We start from the raw sequence: 23210 nt of genomic DNA, 5'->3' as shown, positions 1-23210 counted from the left end.
AGTCGCCACCGGCGTTCGGGGCCGGGATCGGGGTCGACCAGATGCCCGAGCCCGGGCGGGCGTCGGTGCGGGCGATCTCGGTGCCGTCGACGTCGGTGACGATCACCGTCGCGCCGGGCTGCGCGGCACCGGAGAGCATGGCGTCCTGGCCGAGGTCCACCGGGAACGACACCGCCGCCGACACGGGGCGCACGTCGAGGACGACATCCAGAGTCGACTCCTCGGTCTTGACGCCGTTCTCGTACTGCTCGAGTTCCACCGAGTTCGACCCCAGCTTCAAACCCGACACTTGATATGACCATGACCCGTCGGCGGCGACTTCGACCTCTTCGTCACCGTTCACGATGATGAACGAACCGGGTGTGGCCATTCCACCGATCGAAGCCAGGCGTGCGGGAAGGTCGATGGAGTTGACCTTGCCCACGAGGGCGTAGAGGGCTGAAAGATCGGACTCGAGGGTGAGTGGCGTTCCGTTGAGCAGTCTGAGGTAATTGCTATAGAGATTCTCGCCAACGCCTCCGATGGCCTTGCTGGGGAAGACCGCACTTCGAAGTGTCGTGCCGTCGAACCACCACTGCGTCGCGACATCGGACGTGTCGCACTCTGCGCCATCCCAAGTCCGCATCTGGACGATGCCGGCGATCTCTACGGGGGGGATGTACAAGCAAGCCGGGTTCCCGTCGGACGGTCGGGTCGTGAGCAGTGCGAAGAGGCCGTTGTCGAGTGGCTTGACGCCGAGTCGAGGAGCGCCTTGTGTCGCTGAGGCGAGGTCCGGGTATGTCACGTTGCTCCGAGGGCCCGTGCTGGCGGAGGCAGTGTGATACTTGGCACCGTCCTTGAAAATGACCTGCACGGTCGCCTCGGCGTCCGGTGTGGCGGGGGCGGCAAGGGCCGCGGGCCCGAAGCTGAGGCCGGGCACGACCGTGGCTGCGGCGAGCCCGACCGCGCCGACGCGCCTAAGTGTTTTCTTCATGCGTGAGGTGTTCTTTCCTGTCTGGGCAGCGAGACGCCGCCAGGTGAACGAGTACTGAAATGTTAGACACAAAACAAGACATGTACAACATGACGAGCGTCAGGTCTTGCCCGCCGAGCGATCAGGCGTAAACTTGAGCCAGTTCCACTCAAGTTCCGAGAAAGGCACATCCATGGCGAACATGCAGGGCGCTCCGGCTTCCGACGAGAAGCAGAAGTCGGCGCTCGAGAAGTACGGGGTCGACCTCACCGCCATCGCCCGCAGCGGCAAGCTCGATCCCGTCATCGGCCGCGACGCCGAGATCCGGCGCATCAGCCAGGTGCTCACCCGTCGCACCAAGAACAACCCCGTCCTGATCGGCGAGCCCGGCGTCGGCAAGACCGCCGTGGTCGAGGGGCTGGCCCAGCGCATCGTCGAGGGCGACGTGGCCGACAGTCTCAAAGACAAGCGGCTGATCAGCCTCGACCTCGCCGCCCTCGTCGCCGGCGCGAAGTACCGGGGCGAATTCGAAGAACGCCTCAAGGACGTCCTCAAGGAGATCACGAAGAGCGACGGCCAGGTCATCACCTTCATCGACGAGCTGCACACCCTCATGGGCGCAGGGGGAGGCGAAGGCTCGGTCGCCGCCTCGAACATGCTCAAGCCCATGCTCGCCCGAGGTGAGCTGCGCCTCATCGGAGCGACCACCCTCGACGAGTACCGCCAGTACATCGAGAAGGACGCCGCGCTCGAGCGCCGCTTCCAGCAGGTGTACGTCGGTGAGCCCAGCGTCGAGGACACCGTCGCCATCCTCCGCGGCCTCAAAGAGCGGTACGAGGCGCACCATGGGGTCACGATCACCGACGGTGCCCTGGTGGCCGCCGCCTCCCTGTCCAACCGGTACATCCCCAGTCGACAGCTGCCCGACAAAGCCATCGACCTCGTCGACGAGGCCGGCTCGCGCCTCAAGATGGAGATCGACTCGTCGCCGGTCGAACTCGATCAGCTCTACCGCGGTCTCGTCCGCCTGCAGATCGAAGAGTTGGCGCTCAAGAAGGAGAAGGACGACGCCTCGCAGGCCCGCCTCGCCACCCTGCGCGAGACCATCGCCCAGCAGCAGGCCGCCTACGACGACCTGAACGCCCGGTGGCAGGCCGAGAAGGCCGCCCTGCAAGGCGTCGGCACGCTGCGCAGCGACCTCAACGAGGCGCGCATCGACGCCGACCGTGCCCTGCGCGAGGGGCGCTACGAGGACGCTGCCCGCATCAGCTACGAGCGCATCCCCGACATCGAGAAGCGCCTCGCCGACGCCGAGTCGTTCGAGAAGAGCGGCGACCGACTCGTCAGCGACGCCGTCACCGACTCCGACATCGCCGAGGTCGTCGCCGCGTGGACGGGCATCCCGGTCGGTCGCCTGCTCAGCGGCGAGACTGAGAAGCTGCTGCACCTCGAGAGCGAACTCGGGAGGCGCCTCATCGGTCAGAAGGCGGCCGTCCAGGCCGTCAGCGAGGCGGTCCGGCGCACCCGCGCGGGCATCAGCGACCCCGATCGCCCGACCGGCTCGTTCCTCTTCCTCGGCCCGACGGGAGTCGGCAAGACCGAGCTCGCCAAGGCTCTCGCCGACTTCCTCTTCGACGACGAGAAGGCCCTCGTCCGCATCGACATGAGCGAGTACGGCGAGAAGCACAGCGTGTCCCGGCTCGTGGGAGCGCCTCCCGGCTACGTCGGCTACGAGGCCGGGGGGCAGCTGACCGAGGCCGTCCGCCGACGCCCTTACAGCGTCGTGCTGATGGACGAGGTCGAGAAGGCCCACCCCGAGGTGTTCGACGTCCTGCTGCAGGTGCTCGACGACGGGCGGCTGACCGATGGCCAGGGCCGCACCGTCGACTTCCGCAACACGATCCTCGTGCTCACGTCGAACCTCGGCTCACAGGTCATCACCGACCCCGGCCTCAGCGACCCCGAGAAGGAAGAGCTCGTCCAGGGTCTCGTGCGCCAGGCGTTCAAGCCCGAGTTCGTCAACCGGCTCGACGACATCGTCGTGTTCTCGACCCTCAGCGCCGACGACCTCGGCCAGATCGTCTCGCTCTACGTCGACCGCCTCGGACGTCGCCTCACCGACCGTCGCCTCTCGCTCGCCGTCACCCCCGACGCGCGCGCCTGGCTCGCCGAGCGCGGCTACGACCCGATCTACGGTGCCCGACCGTTGCGCCGCCTGATGCAACGCCAGATCGACGACAAGCTCGCGATGGCACTGCTCGGGGGCGAGATCGTCGACGGCGACACCGTCCGGGTGGACGTCTCGCCCGACGGCGAGGGGCTGACCGTCTCGCGGTACGACGCGACCGAGCCCTCGGCTTCCGATCTCGGCGACCTCGACTGACCCCAGCCACTATCGTGTGACATGTCAGTGCTAGTCTCGTGCGGTTCGGTTTCGTCGCACGAAAGGCTCGCATGTCCGCTTCCCCGTCTTCCTCCGCCCGCCGACGGAAGGGCTTGGCCGCGACACGGGTCGCGGTTGCGACAGGGCTGTCGGCTCTCCTCTTCGCGGCCTCGGCCGCGCCCCCGGCGGTCGCCGGATCGCCCGGTGAAACGATGCCCGATCGCGCTCGATCGACTGGATCGGCTGTCACGCCGACCCGTGAACCGGCCGACCCCCGGCCCCTCTCCGTCGAGGACTTCGAGAACGATCCGTCGTCGACGGCCCGACTCATCACCGACTACGTCGGCTCGACAGGAACGCGCTACTCGGCCGACCCGATCTGGGCCGATGCGGTTCGCTGCAACGGCCTCGTGGTGGGGGCGGGCGCGACGACCCCCGGTTGTGCGGCCGGTCCGGCCCTCCGCTCCCTCGCTCAGGCACTCGGTGTCATCGGTGGCGACGGTGACCCGAAGGGCAACCGCGCGATCTCGGCGTACACCAACGGTGGTGCGCCCGGTGCGGACAAGGTCCAACTCGAGACCGTCGCTCCCGTACCGGTCGACGTGGCGAACCGGTTCGTGACGTTCTCCGTCGATACCGTGGCCGCCAACTGCTCGGCTCCCGACGACCCGTTGCTCTCGTTCTCGTTGCTCGACGGCGACGTCGAGACGCCCGTGTCCGACACTCCCATCAACCCCTGCCTCGACCCCGACCTCGAGGAGTTCGTCGTCGACGGCCACACGATCCGCGGCGGCACGGTCGCCAGCAAGGGTGCCCTGCTCTTCTCGGGCACCGAGCTGGGCGTCCGGCTGCGCAACCTGCAGGGCGGGGGCGCGGGAAACGACGGAGCCTTCGACAACGTCCGAGTCGTGGACGCCACCCCGCAGGCCGACCTGTCCCTGCCCGCCGCGGCCGTGGTGGGCGACGTGGTCGATCTCGTCCTCGACGTCACCAACACCAGCGAGGCCGGTGCCAAGCCTGGCTGGTCGTTCGCGCAGACCCTGCCCGACGGGCTGACCGTCGCATCGTCCGGTGAGGCCACCTCGACCTGTTCGTCCGCCGACGTCACGGCTCCGTCCGGGGCCGACGCGATCCGCGTCCAGGCCGACTTCGCCGAGGGTGACGTCGCGTGCCGGGTCGTCGTCCCCGTCCTCGCCTCCGCGTCCGGCAGTCACGTGGTCGCGGCGTCGCAGAGCACCCTGTCAGGGCTGCTGCCTGCCGTCGATCGGACGATCGCGGTCGACCCCGAGGCGGCCTCCATCGACACGCGGCTCGACGCTCGCCTCGACGACGTCGCCGAGGGTGGCGCGGCCGGCGTCGCCGACGTCGGCGACCGGCTCACCTGGGTGCAGACCGTCGTCAACGTGGGCAACGCCCCGGTGCACGACCTGGCCAGCACGCGCCGGGGCATGTCATGCGACGCCACCGACCTGCCCGTCGGTGCCCGCGCCTCCTGCACGTCACCGACCTACCTGGTCGATCAGGAAGCCGTCGACGAGGGTGGCCCCCTGACGGCGACGGTCCGGGCCGGCGCGGTCTCGCGCCTCGGCATCGTCCTGTCGACGGACGAGGCCCGAGCCGAGGTCCCCGTGACCGACCCCGCCGGTTCGGTGGGCATCGTCAGCTCGGTCACCGTCCGCGATGCCGACGGTGCCGATCGCACCGGCGAGGACGCACGTCCCGGCGACGTCGTCGACGCGCGGTACACGCTGACCAACCAGGGCACGGTCACCCTGACCGACGTCGCGCTGCAGGTCGTGGACGGGCTGCCGCAGGTGGGCCGGGCGGGCGCGGCCGACGAGTCGGGCGCCGCGATCGACACCGACTGCGAGGGGGAACGTCTGGTGCCGGGTGATTCGTTCGACTGCATCATCGCGCCGCAGACGATCGTCGAGGACGACCTCGGCTCACCGTTGATGTGGCTGTCCGCCACGGCGACCGGGTTCCGCCCCGACGGCACCCTCGTGCAGGCCCCGCGGGCTTCCGATCCGATCGGGCTCGTCAAGCCGGCCCCCGCGCTCTCGGCGACGGCCGTCGTCACCAAGGCAGGCGGACGCGTGAACGAGATCGCGGTCGGAGACGCCTGGCGGGGACGGGTCCGGGTGGTCAACACCGGCAACGTCGAGGTGTCCGGCCTGTGGGCTTCGGGCTTCACCTGCGACGTCGACCGTCTCGGGCTCGGACGGGCGACCCACTGCACGAGCGCTCCGAGCATCGTGACCTCCGCCGACGCCCGCACCGGCCGAGTCACCGTCTCGGCCACCGTCCGGGGCGTCGACCGGTGGGGCAGCCGTGTCACGGCCACCTCGTCCGCCGAGGCGTCCGTCCCCGGCGAGGCCGTCGCGCCGGCGCAGGCCGCGCCGGTCGCTGCGGCGCTGGCCTTCACGGGTTCGCCCCTGGGGCTCTCAGCGATCGGGCTCGGCGTGCTGCTCTCCGCCGCCGGGGCCCGGGCCGTCGTGGCGGCCCGACGACGACCCGGGGTCGATGCCTCGGACGGCTGATGCGATCGGCCGGGTCGGGAGCGCGACCGGCCGGTGATGACGTCGTGCCGCCCACCCCGCCGAGGTGTGCGGCAGGTCGCCGTGTCGGACGGGCTCCGTCGTGGTGGCCTCCCACACCTGAGGGCTGGTCGGATCGACGTTCTGCATGTAACATTTTGTACATGCAGATAATGAGCGTCGTCGGCGCCCGACCCCAGTTCGTCAAGTTGGCGCCCATGGCGCGCGCCTTCGCCGGCCGGTGTGACCACGTGGTGGTCCACACCGGCCAGCACTACGACGCGGCGATGTCCGACGTCTTCTTCGACGAACTCGAGATCCCGCGACCCGACGAGCAACTCGACATCGGGTCGGCGTCGCACGGTGCCCAGACCGGGCGCATGCTCGAGGCCGTCGAGGGGGTGCTGCACCGACGTCGTCCTGACGCCGTCCTCGTCTACGGTGACACGAACTCCACGCTCGCCGCGACGTTGGCGGCCGTCAAGCTGGGCATTCCCGTCGCGCACCTCGAGGCCGGGCTCCGCTCGTTCGACCGGGCCATGCCCGAAGAGCACAACCGCGTCATGACCGACCACGCCGCCGACCTCTGTCTCGCGCCCTCCGAGACGGCCCTCGGGCACCTGCGAGACGAGGGGCTCGAGCGGCGCTCCGTGCTGGTCGGCGACGTCATGACCGACGTCCTCTTCGCGGTCCACGACCGTCTCGCCCACCAGGAGGCGCGGGTCGGCCCGGCGAGCGAGGCCGCGGCCCGAGGTCCCTACGTGCTCGCCACGCTCCACCGCCCGTCGAACACCGACGATCCCCGGCGGCTGAGAGAGGTGCTCGACGGCCTCGCCGGCGTCGCCGAGACCGGGCGCACCGTGCTGTTGCTGGCGCATCCGCGGTTGCGGGCGCGCGCCTCCTCCTGGGGGATCGAGCTGTCGAGACCGGGCATGGTCGTGGCGCCGCCGGTCGGGTACCTCGACCTCGTCGGGCTGCTCGACGGGGCCTCGGGTGTCGTGACCGACTCGGGCGGGTTGCAGAAAGAGGCGTTCCTCCTGCGCCGACCGTGTGTCACCGTCCGGGCGGACACCGAATGGGGCGAGACCGTGAGGCTCGGCTGGAACGACCTCGTCGGCGACAGCCCTCTCGACATCGCCGCGCGGCTGGCGGCGCTGCCGTGTCCCGAGACCGCCGCAGCGCCGTACGGGGACGGCCGCGCAGCCGCCAGGGTGGTCGACGCCATGCTGTCCCGCTTCTGAGCACAGGGCATGAAAGCTTGTGCCCCGTCGTTGATCCACATAACATGTAAAACATCGTCTACCCGGCGTCGACACCCGAAAGGCCCCGATCCATGCGCGTGACCGACATCCTGCGAGCCCTGCTCGCCAGCTGGCTGCTCGTGGTCGTCGGTCTCGTGGTCGGGGGTGGCCTCGGCTACGCCGTCTCGGCCGTGGCGACCCCGACCTACGTCAGCAGCGCGAAGATCTTCGTCGCCGTTCGAGGACAATCCGACACCACGGCGATGGAGATCGCCTCGGGGTCGAACGCGGCCCAGCAGAAGATCAAGACCTACACGACGCTCGTCACGACTCCTCGCGTGCTCGACCCCGTCGTCGCCGACCGGGGGCCGAGCGTCACGGTCGACGAGCTCGCCGGCCAGGTGACGGCGAGCTCGCCGACGGCCAGCACCCTGATGACCGTGGCCGTCACCGACGTCGACCCGCAGCGCGCGGCCGAGTTTGCCAACGCCGTCACCGAGAGCCTGCGCACCGTGGTGACGACCGAACTCGAGCCCGAGTTCGCCCCCGGCGTCCCGTCCGTCACGATGGAGGTCGTCGAGCCCGCCGCGCCGGCGCTCTCGCCGGCGACCCCCCGCACCGTCGCCAACGTCGCGCTCGGCCTCCTGCTGGGCCTCGCAGCCGGTGCCGCGGCGGCCCTCGCCCGGCGGGCGCTCGACACGAAGGTCAGGGGGCGCGACGATCTCGTCGTCGAGGGCGAGCTGGCCGTCGTCGGCGAGATCCCGTTCGATCCTCAGGTGCGGCGGCGACCGGTGGTCGCCCGCGACGGGGGTGCCAGCGTCCAGGCCGAGGCGTTCCGCATGCTGCGGACCAACATCCGGTTCCTGGGTGCGGGGGCGGCGGCGCGCTCGTTCGCCGTCAGTTCGGCCGGGCCGAGCGAGGGCAAGACCACGACCACGGCGAATCTCGCGGTCTCGCTCGCCGAAGCCGGGCTGCGGACCGTCGTGGTCGACGCCGACATGAGGCGGCCCAATCTGGCGAAAATCCTCGGCATCGAGGGCGCGGTGGGGCTGTCCGACGTCCTGATCGGGCGCTTCGAGCTCGACGAGGTACTGCAGTCCTGGGGGCACGACGGTCTCACCGTGCTGCCGGCCGGCGAGGTACCGCCGAACCCCAGCGAACTGCTGGGCTCAGGGGCCATGCGCGCGCTGCTCGACGACCTGGGGGGCCGGTACGACGTGGTCGTCGTCGACACCCCGCCCCTGCTGTCGGTCACCGACGCCGCGCTCATCAGCGAGATGGTCACGGGTGTCCTCCTCGTGGTCGCCTCCGGGCGCACCCGCCGTGCGCAGGTCGCCTCGGCGCTCGAACGCCTCGACGCCGTCGGCGGCACGCCGCGCGCCGCCGTGCTGACCATGGGGCGTCGGCGCCGGGCCGACTCCCGTTACTACTACTACAGCGAGATCGATGTCCCGCGTCGTTCCCTGCGGGGGCTCCTCCGCCGGGCCTGAACGACGCGGTCCCTGTCCATCCTGTCGGCCGTGCGGCCGACGGCGTCGCTCGACGACCCTGGGTCCGAGCTCGGGCCGAGCCGCGCCTCCAGACGGGCGACCGCTCGCCGTTGCCGGTCCTCGACGCCCTCTTCCTGTCACCTCCGAACGAACGGAACGCCATGACCACATCACCTCCCGACATCGTCCACGTGTCGAGCGCCCACCCCTGGACCGACAACCGCGTCCACCTGCGCGAGGCCGCCGGTGCCGCGGCCGCGGGGTACTCGGTGCGCCTGATCGCCGTCGAGAGCGACGTCACCACCCGAGAGACGGGCGTCGAGGTCGTGACGATCCCCCGCCGCCGTCGTCGTGCCCGCATGACGTTCGGCTCGGCCCAGGCCGTCCGGCTCGCCGTGCGCTCGAGGGCGCGGTTGTGTCACCTGCACGACCCCGAGCTCGTGTGGGCGGTGCCCCTGCTGCGCGTCCTCGGACGCCGCGTGGTCTTCGACGCCCACGAGGACCTTCCCGACCAGGTGGCGTCGAAGGCGTACGTCTCGCGTCGCACGGCGCGTCCCGCGCGTGCGCTCGCCCGGCTCGTCGTGCGCCTCGTGTCGACGGCCGACCGGGTCGTGGCCGCCACCGAGACGATCGCCGACGCCTACCCGGCGGGCAAGACGGTGCTCGTGCGCAACTACCCGCGCCTCCGGGCGGAAGAGGCGTCGGCGATCGAGCCGAGCCGCCGGCCCCCGGTCGTGGCGTACGTCGGGGCGTTGACCGCGAACCGCGGGTCGGCGGCGGTGGCCGGACTGACAGGCTCACCCGCTTTCCCCCACGGCTGGCGGCTCGAGCTGGCCGGACACGTCTCGGCGCCCGAAGCCGCCGAGCTGACCGCCCGACCGCGGAACGACGAGCTGCCCGTGGTCTTCCACGGCCGGCTGTCGCCCGAGGCCACGCGCGACCTGCTCTTGGGGGCCCGGGTGGGGGTCGTCGTCTTCGAGCCGACCGCCGCGCACCTGAACTCGCTGCCCACCAAGCTGTTCGAGTACATGGCCGCGGGACTCGCCGTGGTCGTCAGCGACTTCCCGCTCTGGCGGAGGCTCCTGGGACACCTCGACTGCGCCACCTTCGTCGACCCCACCGACGTCGACGCCGTGGCCGGAGCCGTCGCGGCCTACGACTCCGACCCCGACCTGCTCGACCGTCACGGCCGGAACGGGCGACGAGCCGCGCTCGAGACGTTCAGCTGGGACGGCGAGGAGGCAACGCTCCTCGGGCTCTACCGCGACCTGATCGGCAGCCCGACACCCGGCAGCCACGCCCGCGAGGGGGGATCGTGAACGCCGCGCGTCGACCCGCTGCCGCGCCCCTGCGCGTGCTCGTCGTCTGCACGGGCAACCTCTGCCGGTCGCCGCTCTTCGCCGCCCTGCTCGCTCGTGACGTCGACGATGCCCGGGTGACCGTCACGAGTCGGGGCACGCTGACCACCCCCGGCGCGGTCGTGCCCGCGGCGACGCTGGCGGCAGGGACGCGCCTCGGGGTCGACCTCGAGGGGCATGTCGCCCGGCCGCTCTCGGGCGTCGACCTCGAGGACGCCGACCTCGTGCTCACGGCCGGTCGCCGTCATCGCCGAGACGTCGTGCGGATGTCCCCTGCGGCCGCCTCGAAAGCGTTCACCATCGTCGAATTCGCGCGGCTGGCCGAGGCGGCGCTCACCGAGGGGGCGGCCTGGGCCGCCGACGAAGGGGCGGTCGACTCCGGCCCGGGGCGATCCGGTGTCGCGCTCGAGTCCTTGCTGCGCATGCGGGGCAGCGTGCTGCGTCCCGACGACCCCGAGGACGACGACGTCGTCGACCCCATGGGGCGACGGGCGGGTGTGCATCTGCGCGTCGCCCGCCGGCTGGCGACCGCGGCCACGACGATCGCCTCGGCGCTCGGCCCCGTGATGGTCGACCCGTCCGCCGGAGGGCCCAGCCGTGCTCGCCGATCTGAACCGGGGGCCCGCGATGTCACGGAGCCGGCTCGAGCGGTCTCCAGGTCGTCGGAGGCGGCCTTCGTCGCGGTCCCCCCTCCCGTCCCCGCTCGAGTGGGTCGCGGCGCCGTCCCGAGAGGTCGCCGCGTTCGACGAGACGGTGACGCGCGGGGGTTCGCCACGGCCTGACGCGCGACGCTGAGGGGGCCGCCGGTCAGTCCTCGTCGGCCCAGCGGCGCACGACGGCCCCTTTGTTCCACACGGCGAGGTCCGTCTCACGCCAGTCGTTGGCCAGCAGGTCGAACACGTTGTCGGGGTTCGCCACGGCGAGGCCCCGCACCGGGCCGGTGGTGCCCTCTCCGCGGGCGACGTTCGTCGCCGACACGGTGACCGTGTTCGCGCCGCTCCGGGCCTCGACGACCGACACCGCGCCTCCGGCCGTGGAGGCCTCGAGGCCGGAGGCCGACGTCCGCGTCAACGTCAGGGCGTCGTTGGAGTGGTACACCAGCACGCCCCGGTCGACGCACCGCTCGAGGGTGGTGCCGCTCACGACGACGCCGCGGGTGAGGTAGAGGACGATCCCGGCCTCGGTGCCTCCGCCGTGGCCGCGGACGGTGTTGCCGGTGACGAACCCCGTCGCCCGTTCGACGTCGTCGCCCACGGTCGTTCCGGCGCCTTTGACGAGGATGCCGGCACCGGGCGACGCCAGGTCGACGCGCTCGACGAGATTGCCGGCGACGACGAACGCGGTGGGAGCGTGCCGGTACGAACGGTCGACCTCGTCGCGGCAGGGCACGACGGCGATCCCTACCCTGCAGTCCCGCACGACGTTGTCGCGGATGACCACCCGATCGCCGGCGTGGGTGTCGAGCCCCTCCCAGAGCCGGACGCCGGTGACCGTGTTGCCCTCGACGACCACGCGCGTCGACCGGCCGGACACCGTCATCGGCACGGTGTCGTCGCGGGTCACGATCACGCCGTAACTGTTCACGTACGGACTCGGCTGGTGGACGTCGGTCACGTCGCATCGGCGGACGACGGTGTCGACGCACGAGCGCAGCAGCACGCCCGCGTAGCCGACATCGGTGACGGTGACCCCCTGGACGACCAACCCCGTCGTGTGCTCGGCCCGGACGCCGTCGTGGCTCAGATCGCCGAGCCTGCCGCCCGAGATGCGGACGTCGTCGAGCGGGGCGTCGGGCGTCCCCACGACGTCGATGCCCCGTCCGGCGCCCGTCCGACCACCGCCGGCCCCGGTGACCACGGCGTCGGCGACGGCGACGTGCGACGCCGTGATGCGGATGACGCTGAAGTCACCGTTCGCCACCAGGTGGCCCTCACCCGTGAAGCGGAGGGTGACGGGACGGACGACCTCGAGCGGGGCCGTGCGGTCCCAGCGGCGCGTGACGACGAGCTCGCCGCCCTCGGGTACGGCCGCGAGAACGAGGTCGAGGTCGGTGGCGTCCGTGTCGACGACGACGGGTGAGCATGCTGCCGCGTCGTGCCCGGGGGCCCCGGGGTCGGTCGCGGCAGCCACCGCCGGGGAGGCGCGGCCCGAGGTGACGAGGACGCTCGCCGCCGTGCCCACGCCGGTCAGCAGCAGCGCCCGGCGACCCAGCCCTTGCGCGGCGACGAGGTCGGTGACATGAGGTGTACGAGCATGAGGCATGAAAGCACTCTAGCGCGGCGGAGGCTCCCATCCCACCCGCGGAGCCACGGCGAGCACCAGGGTGCCGAGCGCCAGGCCGTGCGAGAGCATCGCGGTCGGCAGCGATGTGTTCGACAGGGTGATGCTCGGCATCATCATGACCATGGCGCCGACGGTCAGGGGCAGCCCGCGGGCTGACCAGTCGACGAAGCGCAGGAACGCCAGCAGGACGACGCCGGTGCCCAGGACCCCGAGGTGGCCGAAGTTGGCGAACCCGTCCGCGAAGAGGTTCGCGTTCGCCGCCAGCGCGCCCCCGGGTTGCAGGTACTGCCCGACCTCCAACGGGATGGACCGGTCGTAGGGGTAGTCGACCCACCATCGGAGGACGGACTGGCCGAGCATGGCGGGCGGGATCTCGCCGAAGAACGCGACGTAGACGCGCGTCAGCACCCCGGGCGTGATGAGGAACCGGCGGGCGAACAGGGACGTCCAGAGGATGCCGCCCTGCAGGTCGTCGGCAGCGGCCGCCAGCACCATCAGGACGACCGGGCCCACGAGGTAGGCGACGCCGGGTGCGCGCGTCCGGTCTCGTGCGACGCGGGTGGCCAGGGCGATGAGCACGACGGCCGGGAACGAGAACAGGATCGTCTTGAAACCGGTGCCCGAGTACAGCAGCAGCTGCCCGATCACGCCCACGGCGATCAACGGCACGTTGCGTCGGCTCAGGCCCCGGGCCATCATCACCGTGTTGACGACGTTCGCCTGGCCGCTGAGCAGGTAGCCCAGGAGGCCGTTGTCGCCCTGCACCTCTTCTTTGTAGACGGCGCGGACGTCGTAGACGTCGTCCAAGGCGACGAAACGGAGCGACAGGCCGGTGGTCGCGGCCATCACGCCGTACGTCAGGGCCGAGTGCAGTCCGCAGACCGCCCACAGGGCAGCACTCGGTGGGAGACGTCGTCCGGGATGCGAGCCGGGTCCAGGGGCGAAGGGGCCGAGGTCGAGCGGCCCCTCGCCCTTCGATGAGCATCCCGCGAGGGCCGCCGATCGTCCGCGCCCGTCCAGGAGGCGCGTGCCGACGGTCGCGACGCCGAACGCCACGCCCACCGTCACGCTGGCCAGCACCGCGTCGTCGGCCTCGAGGTAACCGGTGTACGCCACCATCAGCAGGGCCGGAGCGACGCCGACGGCGAAGAGCACCCAGAGCATGACGTGGGACACGCGTTGCGGCCGAGCGGGGAGCGTGATCGCGACGGCGCACGCGACCGCGATCGTGGCCACCGTCGCTTGCGGGCTCGCCTCGCGGTACGTGAAGCCGGCGTACGCGAACGGGACGGTGATCAGGTTCGCGTAGACCCAGTGCAGCGACAGCGCGTAGACGATCGTGCCGATCGAGACGCCTGCGGCGTGCCGCAGCAGGGCGGCGGACGATCGGGGGAGCGTCGACCCGGGGAGGCCGTGCGCGGCCGTCACCACGGCGCCGCTCGTCGACCGGTCCCCGGCCGACGCGGGGGTGGAGGCGGGGTCGCGATCGCCCGGTCGAGGGCCGCGGCGGGTCGGGCGACGAGGACGTCGTAGTCGTAGTGCGCCAGCGCGTGCCGGCGGCCCCGGGCGCCGTGCTCGAGGCGTTCGGGCGCGCTCATGGTCGCCACGCGGCAGATGGCGTCGGCCAGGGCCGGCACGTCGTCGCCCGGCACACGCACGCCGGCCCCGGAGTCGGTGACTGGGTCACGCGGCACCGAGGCGCCCAGCACGACCGGCTTGGCGAGCAAGAGGTACTCGAAGAACTTGTTCAGCGACGTGCCGTGCCGGTAGAGCTCGAGAGGGCGCAGGTTGGCGATCAGGGCATCGGCTCGGCGGCCGACGGCTCGGGCTTCGCTCTGGGGGAGGTGTCCCTCGAAGACGATGCGGGAGGCGTGACGGCTGGCGGCCGCCCGCTCTTCGAGTCGCTGGCGATCGGGGCCCGTGCCCACGAGCCGCAGCACGAGGCGTCGACCGGTGAGGCGGGCGGCCGCGACGCAGAACGCGTCGACGACCGGGGCGAGGCTGTTGGCGGTGCCCATCGAGCCCAGGTAGGCGATCTCGAAGGTGTGATCGGTGTCGGTGTCGGTGTCGGTGTCGGTGTCGCCGATCGTCGCGCCGCGGTCGTCCTCGATCTCGTCGACCAGCTGGCGCGACACCCCGTTCGGGACCCAGGCGAACGGCGCCTCGAGTCCGCGCGCCGAGTAGTACCGGCCGGCACCCTCGAGGGGCGACACCACGACGACGGCTCGGCGGACGCAGTGCCGCTCGATGGCCGCGAGCGCCAGGGCGATCGGCGAGCGTCGACCGATCGAGCCGAACTGGACGAGCGTCTCGGGCCAGAGGTCACGGGGCTCGTACACGAAGGGGACGCGCGATCGTCTCGCGATCAGCGAGGCGGCCCAGGCGGCCAGTGGGTGGACCGAACCGCCCACGACGACGTCCGGGCGAGGTAGGCCGTGAAGCATGCCGGGGACGAGGAGCAGTGCGGTGAAGAGCAGGACGTCCGCGATGCGGAACAGCCGGACTCGGGCGTAGGCCACCCCTCGGAGCCAGACGAACTCGTGTCCGTCGTCGACGAAGCGTTCTCGCAGGCGACCCCGACGCATCGTCTGGCGGCCGCTGGGGTGGTCCGTGCTCGCGGAGATGACGACGGCGCGCCAACCGGTGTCGGGCAGTCGTCGGGCGAACTGTTCGTGCCGACCGCTACGGCCGTCGCGGTGCTGGTTGGTGGCGTAGTGGTTGACGAACCAGACGATCCGTGGCTCGCTCATCGAGCCGGGACCCCACGGACCACGGTGTCGGACGCGACGTCCCGCACGACGCAGGCGGAGGCGCCCACGACACAGCGTTCTCCGACGCGCAGCCCCTGGAGCACGGTGGCCCCCGCCCCGACGAGGCTGCCCTCGCCGATGGTGACGGCCCCGGAGACGACCGCACCGGGGTTCACGCTGACGACGTCGCCGAGCTGGCTGTCGTGGCCCACGGCGGCGTTCGCGAGGAGCAGCCCGTGACGGCCGACGCGCACGTTCGTCGAGACCCGCACGCCCGCACAGATCGCGGTGCCGTCGCCCAGGAGCACCTGGGAGCCGAGGGTCGCGGTCGGGTGCACGAGCGTCGCGGGGTGGCCCGCGGCCGTCGCGACGCGTGCCACGACCCGACTCCGTACGCCGGGGTCGCCGAGCCCGACGACCCAGGGCTCGTGCGCGCCGCCGGCCAGCCAGCCGTCGATGCTGCCGAGGTACGCCGTGCTCGTCCGGGACAGCCGGTGCAGGTCGTCGGCGGACGGGCCGTCGTCGACGACTCCGGCCACGGGGCGACCGAGTGCGCGGGCGACGTCGAGGACCTCGCGGCCCATGCCGCCCGCGCCGATCACGACCAGGCCGCCGGCGGCACCTGCCCCGCTCACGCCGCGACCTCGATCTCGGCGGCGGTCGACGTGACGTCGGTGGACCCTTCGCGCTCGAGGCGCGCCGACCCCGTGAAGGGAGAGCAGGTCACCTCGCCGGCGGCGCTGACACCGGTCCGCCGCAGCACGCACCCGACCGTCCGCGCCATGATCCGCAGGTCGAGCAGGAGCCCCCGTTCGTCCACGTACCGCACGTCGAGATCGAATCGCTCGTCCCAGTCGAGGAGGTTGCGCCCGCTCACCTGGGCGAGTCCCGTCAGGCCGGGACGGACCTCGTGTCGGCGGTGCTGGTGCTCGCTGTACAAGGGGAGGTACTGCATCAAGAGGGGGCGTGGGCCGACGAGGCTGAGGTCGCCTCGGACCACCGCGACGAGACTCGGCAGTTCGTCGAGGCTGGTGGACCGCAGCAGGCGACCGAAACGTGTCAGGCGGTCGGCGTCGCTGAGCGGTCCGTCGGCGGTGTCGAGGTCGCGCATGGACCGGAACTTGACGAGAGCGAACGGCTCGCCGTGGCGCCCGGGCCGCATCTGACGGAAGAGCACCGGGCGCCCGAGGAAGACCGCCACGCTCGACGCCACCACGAGCATCACCGGCGCCAGGAGGACGAGAGCCGAGGAGGCGCAGAGCACGTCGAGCGCGCGCTTAGTTGTCTCGTAGACCGCCCGTCGGGCTCCGGCTGGGTCGTGTTCGGGTCGTGACACGGTTTCTCCTCGTTCTAAGATGTGTGAAATGTCAGTTTAGGTGAGGCGCCGCCGTCTGGCTAGTGTCATGTCTTCCTGGTATTTTGTGACGACATGTCGTATTCTACTTTCCGACCCCAGATGGAGGAAGCCATGAACCCGACACCGCCCCCCACGCCTCAGAGCCCTGCCGCGGTGGGATCGCGTCCGGCACACGTCGCCGCGTCCGCCGATGTCGCGCCCGAGGCCCGCGTCGGGCCGTCGACGCGCGTCTGGGGACTGGCCCAGATCCGCGAAGGTGCCCGTGTCGGTGGCGAGTGCGTCATCGGACGGGGCGTCTACGTCGGTGCCGGCGTCGTCGTGGGCGACCGGTGCAAGATCCAGAACGACGCGCTGCTCTACGAGCCCGCCGTCCTCGGCGACGGCGTCTTCGTGGGGCCGGCCGTCGTGCTCACGAACGACCGCGCTCCGCGGGCCGTCAGCCCCGAGGGGCGGCTCAAAGAACCGTCCGACTGGACTCCGGTGGGCGTGCGCGTGGGCGACGGTGCCTCGCTCGGCGCGCGATCCGTCTGCGTCGCTCCCGTGTCGATCGGCCGGTGGGCGATGGTCGCCGCCGGTGCGGTCGTGACCCGTGACGTCCCCGACCACGCGCTGGTCGCCGGCGTCCCCGCCCGCCGGATCGGCTGGGTGGGTCGTGCCGGGGTCTCGCTCGTCCCCGACGGGGATTCCCTCGTCTGCCCCGTGACGGGCACCCGCTACCGCGTCGAGAACGACGCCCTCCGAGAGGAACGATGACCATGGCGACACCCCTCCCCATCCCGGCGGCCCGACCGCTGATCGGCGACGACGAACGGGCGGCGGCCGACGCCGTCATGGCCAGCGGCATGCCGGCCCCGGTCCCCGAGGCCGCCGGTTGCGGGCGTGAGTTCGCGGCAGCGCCCCGCGCCGGCCGCCCCGCCGTTGCGGTCAACTCCGGCACGACCGCCCTCCACCTCGGTCTGCTCGCGGCGGGCATCGGGCCCGGCGACGAGGTCGTCGTGCCGTCCTTCACCTTCGCCGCGACGGCCAACGCCGTCGCCCTGGTGGGAGCGACGCCCGTCTTCGCCGACATCGAGCCCCGACACTTCTGCCTCGACGTCGAGTCGGTCCGAGCCGTCCTCTCTCCGAGGACCCGGGCCGTCATGCCGGTGCACCTGTACGGTCATCCGGCCGACATGACGGGCATCGGGCAGCTCGCCACCGAACACGACCTCCTGGTGTTCGAGGACGCCGCGCAGGCGCACGGAGCCACGTGGGCCGGACGCCGTGTGGGCACGTTCGGTGCCGCCGGAGCCTTCAGCCTGTATCCGACCAAGAACATGACCTCGGGTGAGGGCGGCATGGTCTCGGTCGGCGAGCGGGACGTCGAACGTCTGCTGCGCCTGCTGCGCAACCAGGGCATGGAACGTCGCTACGAGAACGAGGTCGTCGGCTTCAACGTCCGCATGACCGACCTGCACGCCGCCATCGGTCGCGTGCAGCTGCGCAAGCTCGCCGCCTGGACCGAGCGCCGCCGCGTCGCCGCCGCGCGACTCTCGTCGGGCATCGAGTCGGTGGTCACGCCGACCGTGGCCGGCGAGGCGACCCACGTGTGGCACCAGTACACGGTCCGGGTGCCCGACGACCGGGACGGTTTCGCCCGGGCGCTCGAACGCGAACACGGCATCGGCACGGGTGTCTACTACCCCACCCCGGTCCACAGGCTCCCGTCCTTCCGCTCCGACGTCCACCTGCCCGAGACGGAACGGGCTGCGCGCGAGGCCCTGTCCCTGCCCGTCCACCCGTCCGTGACGGACGCCGAGCTCGATCGCATCGTGCAGGGCGTCGAACTCGTCGCCGGGGCCGGCCGATGAGCGGCCGGCATCCCGTGCGCGCCGGGCTGATCGGTCTCGGCATGATGGGGCGGCACCACGCACGGGTGCTCCGGGCCGTCGACGGCGTCGAACTGGTCGGCGTGGCCGACCCGTGCGGCGACCCTCACGGAGTCGCCGGCGGTCTGCCCCTGGTCGACGACGTCGACGGACTGCTGCGGTTGGGTGTCGACGCCGTGGTGGTCGCGGTGCCGACCGCGTACCACGAGGCGGTCGGCCTCCGGCTGGCCGAGGCGGGCGTCCACGCTCTCGTCGAGAAGCCCGTGGCTCACGACGGAGCCGCCGGGTGTCGGCTCGTCGAGGCGTTCGAGAGCAGGGGACTCGTCGGGGCCGTCGGGCACATCGAGCGCTACAACCCGGCGCTGCAGTCCTTGCGTGCCCGGCTCGAAGCGGGTGACGTGGGCGAGGTCCACCAGATCGCGACCCGACGTCAGGGGCCCTTCCCGGCCCGCATCGCCGACGTCGGCGTCGTCAAAGACCTGGCCACCCACGACATCGACCTCACCGCATGGCTCGTCCAGAGCGGCTTCCGCAGTGTCTTCGGTCAGGTGGCGCACAAGAGCGGCCGGCCGCACGAAGACCTGGTGGCGTTCTCCGGTCGCCTCGAGGACGGCACCGTCACCAGCCACCTCGTCAACTGGCTCTCTCCCTTCAAGGAGCGGCTCACGGTCGTGACCGGTTCGCGAGGCACGTTCGTCGCCGACACCCTCACGGCCGACCTCACCTTCTACGAGAACGGCACGGTCGACACGTCGTGGGACGCCGTCGCGGCCTTCCGCGGGGTGTCCGAAGGGTCCATGGTCCGCTACGCCCTCGACAAGAGGGAGCCCCTGCTCGTCGAGCACGAGGCGTTCCGCGACGCCGTCCGTGGCGATGGTCCGTCGCGGGTCGTCACCCTCCGTGAGGGCCTCTCCCCCTTGCGGGTGGCCGAGGCCGCCATCGAGTCCGCCACGACCGGCCGACCCGTCGACCTGTCACGCGACCCGGCCCCCGCCTCCGTCGTCCCCGCCTGATGCGCCTCCCGAAAGACCGACCCTCCACCCGAAAGAGCAGCTCCATGAAGATCACCGTCATCGGCCTCGGCAAGATCGGCCTCCCTCTCGCGGTGCAGTACGCGTCGTCGGGGCACACCGTCGTCGGCGTCGACGTCTCACCACGTGTCGTCGAGCTGGTCGGCGCCGGCGTCGAGCCCTTCCCGGGCGAGCACGACCTGGCTCGCCGGCTCGCCGAACTCGTGCCCACCGGGCGCCTCCGGGCGACGGTGGACTACGCCGACGCCGTTCCCGGCAGCGACGTGGTCGTGGTCGTCGTGCCCCTCTTCGTCGACGATGACGCCCGGCCCGATTTCGGCTGGATGGACGCCGCCACCGACTCCCTCGCAGGTGTGCTGACCGAGGGCACCCTGGTCGTGTACGAGACGACCCTCCCCGTGGGTACCACCCGCTCACGGTGGGCCCCTCGTCTCGAGGCGGGCAGCGGGCTGCGTGAGGGCGTCGACTTCCACGTCGCGTTCTCGCCCGAGCGCGTACTCACCGGCAGGGTCTTCGCCGACCTGCGTCGATACCCCAAGCTGGTCGGGGGACTCTCGTCCGAGGGCGCGCGTCGGGCGATCGAGTTCTACGAGTCCGTGCTGCAGTTCGACCCGCGTGACGACCTCGCCCGGCCGAACGGTGTCTGGGACCTCGGGTCCGCCGAGGCGGCCGAGATGGCGAAACTCGCCGAGACCACCTACCGCGACGTCAACATCGGGCTGGCGAACGAGTTCGCCCGCTACGCCGAGACCGTCGGCATCGACGTCGCGCAGGTCATCGAGGCCTGCAACTCGCAGCCGTTCAGTCACATCCACCAGCCGGGCATCGCCGTCGGCGGGCACTGCATCCCCGTCTACCCCCGTCTCTATCTCTGGAACGACCCCGACGCCGCCACCGTGCGAGCGGCGCGGGCCCGCAACGCGACGATGCCCGACCATGCCGTCGACCTGCTGGCACGGGTGCACGGTGACCTCTCCGGCGAGACGGTGGCGGTGCTCGGAGCCGCCTATCGCGGCGGTGTGCGAGAGACGGCCTTCTCCGGTGTGTTCGCGACCGTCGGCGCTCTCGAACGAGCGGGGGCGACGGTGGTCGTGCACGACCCGCTCTACTCGGACGACGACCTGTCCCAGCTCGGGTTCACCGCGCACCACCGGGGCGAACCCGCCGATGCGGTCGTGGTGCAGGCCGATCGCGAGGCCTCCCGCCTGTGGGGCGCGGGCGACGTGCCGGGCGTGCGATCCGTCGTCGACGGCCGACGCATCCTCGACCCGGCCGCCTGGCCCTCGGCCGTGGTGACCGCCATCGGAGACGGAGCGGCCGTGGCGCGTTCCGCCGACGGGCTCGCCGTCCCCGCAGGCCCGTGATCGGCGCCGGCCGGTCGACGATCCGGCGTCTCCTCGTCGGGATGCGCGGCATCTCGTCCCGCCCGGCGCTGACTGTCCTCGGGGGCAGCCTCGCGGGGCGGGGGTCGTCCGCGCCGCCTCGCCGCTCATCCCGCGCCTCTACGGCCCGGCCGATCTCGGAGCGCTGGCCGGGGTCGCCGCCGTCTCCGCGATGGGGGGCGCCGTCGCGCCGCTCGGCTACGACCGGGCCGTCGTCGTGCCACGGGGTGAGACGTCGGCCCGTGCGCTCGTCACCCTGGCGCTCGGCGGTGTCGTGGTCGTCGGCCTGGCGGCCACGGTCGCCGCGTGGTGCTGGGGGCCCGCCCTCGCCCGCCTGACCGGCGCTCCGGTGCTGGCCGACTTCTGGTGGGTCTGCCCCGTCACCATCGTGGTCGTCGCCCTGCAACGGGTCGTCACGAGTTGGCTGGCCCGCCGCCGTGACTACCGGGCCCTCGCCCGCCGCACCGCCTGGCAGGGCCTCGGGCAGGTCGCCTGCAACCTCGCCCTCGCGCCCCTCGGGGGGCCACTGGGTCTCGTGCTCGGTGTGGCGGCCGGTCGCTCCGCGTCTCTCGTCGGCTCGTTCCCCGGACGACGCGACCGGTCCCGGCTAAGGCACTCCGGGGCGCGCCGCCAACCGGTGGCTCGGGGCGTGGCCCGGACGCGTCGCCTGCTGGTCGTCTGCTCCGTCAGCGTGCGCTACCGCCGCTTCCCGCTCGTGACGACCTGGTCGAGCCTGGTCAACGTCGCCGGTCAGCAGGCCTTGCTCGTCCTGTTGGCCTCCCTGCACGGTGCTCCGGCGATCGGGGCCCTCGCGTTGACGATGCGCGTGCTCGGTGCTCCCGTCGGCATGGTGGCCGACGCCGTCGGGTTGCAGGTCGAAGGGCAGATCGGCGCGCTCGCACGCGCCCGACGCGGGGGGCTCTCGCGCTCGGTCACGCGCTTCCTCGTCCCGCTCGCCGGGGTGGCCTCGACCGGGGGCGTCCTCTGCGTCGTCCTCGCGCCTCCGTCGTTCCCGGTGCTCTTCGGTGACGCCTGGGGTGAGTCCGCCTCGACCGCGGTCGCCGTGGTCCCGGCCCTCGTCGCCCAGATGATCGCGTCACCGTTGTCCCGCGTGCTTCCCATGCTCGAACGTCAGGCCACGCAGCTCGGGTGGGACGTCGCCCGGCTCGTGGCCACGACGGTGGCCGTCGTCGGCACCGGCACCACCGGCGCCGGTGTCCTCGGGTCGGTCGTCGCATGGTCGGCCGCCTCCGTAGTGAGCTACGGGGCTCTCCTGGTGCTCGTGCTGCACGCGGCGCGGCGGGCCGATCGTCTCGCGGTGGGTGGGCGGTCGACGGCATCGGTGCACGGATGACGATCGGCAGCCTGTCGACCGTCGCACCGATATTTACCTGAGCGTACATCATGTGTAATATGTCAGTAAGAAGACGAGCCAGGGAGTGTCATGACCACGCAGATCCACCTCTCCGCCCCCGATGTGGGAGAACGCGAGCGCGACGCCGTCGACGCCGCCCTGCGGTCCGGTTGGGTCGCACCTCTCGGCCCCGAGGTCGACGCCTTCGAGCGAGAGATCGCCGCCCGGGTCGGTGTCGCCGCCGGTGTCGCCGTCTCGTCCGGTACCGCTGCGCTCCACCTGGGTCTGAGAGGTCTGGGTGTCGGCCCGGGCTCCGTCGTCGTGACCTCGACCTTCACCTTCGCGGCGACGGCCAACGCCGTCGTCCACGCCGGGGCTCAGCCCTTCTTCGTCGACTCGGTCGAGAGCACCGGCAACATGTGCCCCGAGCTGCTCGACGAGACCCTGACCGCCCTGGCCCGTCAGGGCAGACGCGTCTCCGCCGTCATGCCGGTCGACATCTACGGCCAGGTCGCCGACCTGCCCCGCATCGAAGGGGTGGCCGAGCGACACGGGGTCCCCGTGCTCTGCGACAGCGCCGAGTCGCTCGGTGCGACCCGTGGCGGTCGATCCGCCGGCTCCTTCGGCCACGCCTCGGCCGTGTCGTTCAACGGCAACAAGATCATGACGACGTCCGGCGGTGGCATGTTGCTCACCGACGACATCGAGCTCGCCACCGAGGCCAGGCGTGTCGCCAGCCAGGCCCGCCTCCCCGTCGCCCATTACGAGCACGCCGAGATCGGCTACAACTACCGACTCAGCAACGTGCTCGCCGCCCTGGGCCGTGCCCAGCTCGAGCGCCTCGACGACATGATCGCCCGACGGCGCGTGATCCGTGAGCGATACCGCGAACTCGTCCGGTCGTACGAGGGCGTCCGACTGCTGCACGACGGCATCGACGGTGACGACAACGTCTGGCTCACGTCGCTGATCTTCGACGATCCGGCATCGGTCGCCCGGGTCGGTGACGCCCTCGCCGCCCGGTCCGTCGAGACCCGTCGTCTGTGGAACCCCATGCACCGACAGCCCGTGTTCGCGTCGGCCGGGTCGACGGTGACGGGTGTCGCCGACCGCCTCTTCGAGCACGGGCTCACCGTGCCGAGCGGTTCGGTGCTGAGCGACCTCGACGTCGACCGGGTGCTCGAGCTGCTCTCGGCAGCACTCGACCGTCGGCCCTGACCGGGG

General features: G+C 71.8%; 18 protein-coding genes. 12 read left to right on the top strand and 6 right to left on the bottom strand.

The features are described 5' to 3' along the window. Positions 1–973 (bottom strand): hypothetical protein (locus AEQ27_RS17480; protein ID WP_152970395.1); only part of this gene is annotated, 973 nt, incomplete at its 3' end. A gap of 172 nt (positions 974–1145) precedes the next feature. Between AEQ27_RS17480 and AEQ27_RS14555 the strand changes: the two genes are divergently transcribed. The 6 genes from AEQ27_RS14555 (at position 1146) to AEQ27_RS17475 (ending at position 10743) form a co-directional block, all read left to right on the top strand. Beyond that, on the top strand, positions 1146–3335 hold the full coding sequence (locus tag AEQ27_RS14555; RefSeq protein WP_082383623.1) for an ATP-dependent Clp protease ATP-binding subunit: 2190 nt from the start codon (positions 1146–1148) through the stop codon (positions 3333–3335). A gap of 212 nt (positions 3336–3547) precedes the next feature. After that, a complete protein-coding gene (locus AEQ27_RS14550) occupies positions 3548–5875 on the top strand; it encodes a hypothetical protein (protein ID WP_054147323.1) in 2328 nt (775 codons plus the stop codon). A gap of 161 nt (positions 5876–6036) precedes the next feature. Then, positions 6037–7113 carry a non-hydrolyzing UDP-N-acetylglucosamine 2-epimerase gene (gene wecB, locus AEQ27_RS14545; protein WP_054147322.1) on the top strand — a complete coding sequence of 359 codons (1077 nt, stop codon included), beginning with the start codon at positions 6037–6039 and terminating at the stop codon, positions 7111–7113. Between the two features lie 92 nt (positions 7114–7205). After that, entirely contained in the window at positions 7206–8603 is a 1398-nt protein-coding gene (locus AEQ27_RS14540; RefSeq protein WP_054147321.1) for a polysaccharide biosynthesis tyrosine autokinase, read from the top strand. A gap of 161 nt (positions 8604–8764) precedes the next feature. Further along, a complete protein-coding gene (locus AEQ27_RS14535; protein ID WP_152970394.1) occupies positions 8765–9922 on the top strand; it encodes a glycosyltransferase in 1158 nt (385 codons plus the stop codon). Then, positions 9919–10743 carry a low molecular weight phosphatase family protein gene (locus AEQ27_RS17475; protein WP_054147319.1) on the top strand — a complete coding sequence of 275 codons (825 nt, stop codon included), beginning with the start codon at positions 9919–9921 and terminating at the stop codon, positions 10741–10743. The genes AEQ27_RS14535 and AEQ27_RS17475 overlap by 4 nt, the downstream gene beginning before the upstream one ends. A gap of 25 nt (positions 10744–10768) precedes the next feature. On the opposite strand, the gene AEQ27_RS14525 is transcribed toward AEQ27_RS17475, so the two are convergent. Genes AEQ27_RS14525 through AEQ27_RS14505 form a run of 5 tightly spaced genes read right to left on the bottom strand, consistent with a single transcriptional unit; the run spans position 10769 to position 16330 of the window. Then, positions 10769–12223, bottom strand: coding sequence for a right-handed parallel beta-helix repeat-containing protein (locus AEQ27_RS14525; RefSeq protein WP_082383621.1), 1455 nt, complete (start codon positions 12221–12223; stop codon positions 10769–10771). A 9-nt stretch (positions 12224–12232) separates the two neighbouring features. Beyond that, positions 12233–13675: a hypothetical protein gene (locus AEQ27_RS14520; protein WP_054147317.1), complete on the bottom strand. Its 1443-nt coding sequence runs from the start codon at positions 13673–13675 to the stop codon at positions 12233–12235. After that, complete coding sequence (locus tag AEQ27_RS14515) at positions 13669–14994, bottom strand: glycosyltransferase family 4 protein (RefSeq protein WP_054147316.1); 1326 nt, start codon at positions 14992–14994, stop codon at positions 13669–13671. The genes AEQ27_RS14520 and AEQ27_RS14515 overlap by 7 nt, the downstream gene beginning before the upstream one ends. Beyond that, complete coding sequence (locus AEQ27_RS14510; protein WP_235451108.1) at positions 14991–15629, bottom strand: NeuD/PglB/VioB family sugar acetyltransferase; 639 nt, start codon at positions 15627–15629, stop codon at positions 14991–14993. The genes AEQ27_RS14515 and AEQ27_RS14510 overlap by 4 nt, the downstream gene beginning before the upstream one ends. Beyond that, the gene (locus AEQ27_RS14505) at positions 15626–16330 is read right to left on the bottom strand and encodes a sugar transferase (protein ID WP_054147315.1); all 705 of its coding nucleotides are present in this window, start codon (positions 16328–16330) and stop codon (positions 15626–15628) included. Before AEQ27_RS14505 ends, AEQ27_RS14510 begins: the two co-directional genes overlap by 4 nt. A 132-nt stretch (positions 16331–16462) precedes the next feature. Here AEQ27_RS14505 and AEQ27_RS14500 point away from each other — a divergent pair, with 132 nt between their 5' ends. The 6 genes from AEQ27_RS14500 to AEQ27_RS14475 all read left to right on the top strand — a co-directional run bounded on the left by AEQ27_RS14500 (position 16463) and on the right by AEQ27_RS14475 (position 23204). After that, positions 16463–17104 (top strand): acyltransferase, encoded by a 642-nt coding sequence (locus tag AEQ27_RS14500; RefSeq protein ID WP_082383624.1) that lies wholly within the window; start codon positions 16463–16465, stop codon positions 17102–17104. Positions 17105–17106: 2 nt separating this feature from the next. Beyond that, on the top strand, positions 17107–18201 hold the full coding sequence (locus tag AEQ27_RS14495; RefSeq protein WP_054147313.1) for a DegT/DnrJ/EryC1/StrS aminotransferase family protein: 1095 nt from the start codon (positions 17107–17109) through the stop codon (positions 18199–18201). Beyond that, a complete protein-coding gene (locus AEQ27_RS14490) occupies positions 18198–19232 on the top strand; it encodes a Gfo/Idh/MocA family protein (protein WP_054147312.1) in 1035 nt (344 codons plus the stop codon). The genes AEQ27_RS14495 and AEQ27_RS14490 overlap by 4 nt, the downstream gene beginning before the upstream one ends. 44 nt (positions 19233–19276) lie before the next feature. Next, on the top strand, positions 19277–20614 hold the full coding sequence (locus tag AEQ27_RS14485; protein ID WP_082383620.1) for a nucleotide sugar dehydrogenase: 1338 nt from the start codon (positions 19277–19279) through the stop codon (positions 20612–20614). A gap of 127 nt (positions 20615–20741) precedes the next feature. Continuing rightward, positions 20742–21986, top strand: a complete 1245-nt coding sequence (locus AEQ27_RS18125) for a lipopolysaccharide biosynthesis protein (protein ID WP_082383619.1) — start codon at positions 20742–20744, stop codon at positions 21984–21986. Between the two features lie 90 nt (positions 21987–22076). After that, the gene (locus tag AEQ27_RS14475) at positions 22077–23204 is read left to right on the top strand and encodes a DegT/DnrJ/EryC1/StrS aminotransferase family protein (RefSeq protein WP_054147310.1); all 1128 of its coding nucleotides are present in this window, start codon (positions 22077–22079) and stop codon (positions 23202–23204) included. The last annotated feature ends 6 nt before the right edge of the window (positions 23205–23210 follow it).

It is taken from the genome of Frigoribacterium sp. RIT-PI-h (assembly GCF_001297205.1).
Classification (GTDB): Bacteria; Actinomycetota; Actinomycetes; order Actinomycetales; family Microbacteriaceae; genus Frigoribacterium.
The sequence above is the reverse complement of the archived record's forward strand: the minus strand, read 5'-3'. Positions and strand labels throughout refer to the sequence as shown.

Bases quoted from the DNA above. Each gene is read 5' to 3' on its own strand.
- AEQ27_RS14555 (WP_082383623.1), top strand. From the start codon at position 1,146: ATGGCGAACATGCAGGGCGCTCCGGCTTCCGACGAGAAGCAGAAGTCG.
- AEQ27_RS14550 (WP_054147323.1), top strand. From the start codon at position 3,548: ATGCCCGATCGCGCTCGATCGACTGGATCGGCTGTCACGCCGACCCGT.
- wecB (WP_054147322.1), top strand. From the start codon at position 6,037: ATGCAGATAATGAGCGTCGTCGGCGCCCGACCCCAGTTCGTCAAGTTG.
- AEQ27_RS14540 (WP_054147321.1), top strand. From the start codon at position 7,206: ATGCGCGTGACCGACATCCTGCGAGCCCTGCTCGCCAGCTGGCTGCTC.
- AEQ27_RS14535 (WP_152970394.1), top strand. From the start codon at position 8,765: ATGACCACATCACCTCCCGACATCGTCCACGTGTCGAGCGCCCACCCC.
- AEQ27_RS14525 (WP_082383621.1), bottom strand. From the start codon at position 12,223: ATGCCTCATGCTCGTACACCTCATGTCACCGACCTCGTCGCCGCGCAA.
- AEQ27_RS14515 (WP_054147316.1), bottom strand. From the start codon at position 14,994: ATGAGCGAGCCACGGATCGTCTGGTTCGTCAACCACTACGCCACCAAC.
- AEQ27_RS14500 (WP_082383624.1), top strand. From the start codon at position 16,463: ATGAACCCGACACCGCCCCCCACGCCTCAGAGCCCTGCCGCGGTGGGA.
- AEQ27_RS14495 (WP_054147313.1), top strand. From the start codon at position 17,107: ATGGCGACACCCCTCCCCATCCCGGCGGCCCGACCGCTGATCGGCGAC.
- AEQ27_RS14490 (WP_054147312.1), top strand. From the start codon at position 18,198: ATGAGCGGCCGGCATCCCGTGCGCGCCGGGCTGATCGGTCTCGGCATG.
- AEQ27_RS14485 (WP_082383620.1), top strand. From the start codon at position 19,277: ATGAAGATCACCGTCATCGGCCTCGGCAAGATCGGCCTCCCTCTCGCG.
- AEQ27_RS14475 (WP_054147310.1), top strand. From the start codon at position 22,077: ATGACCACGCAGATCCACCTCTCCGCCCCCGATGTGGGAGAACGCGAG.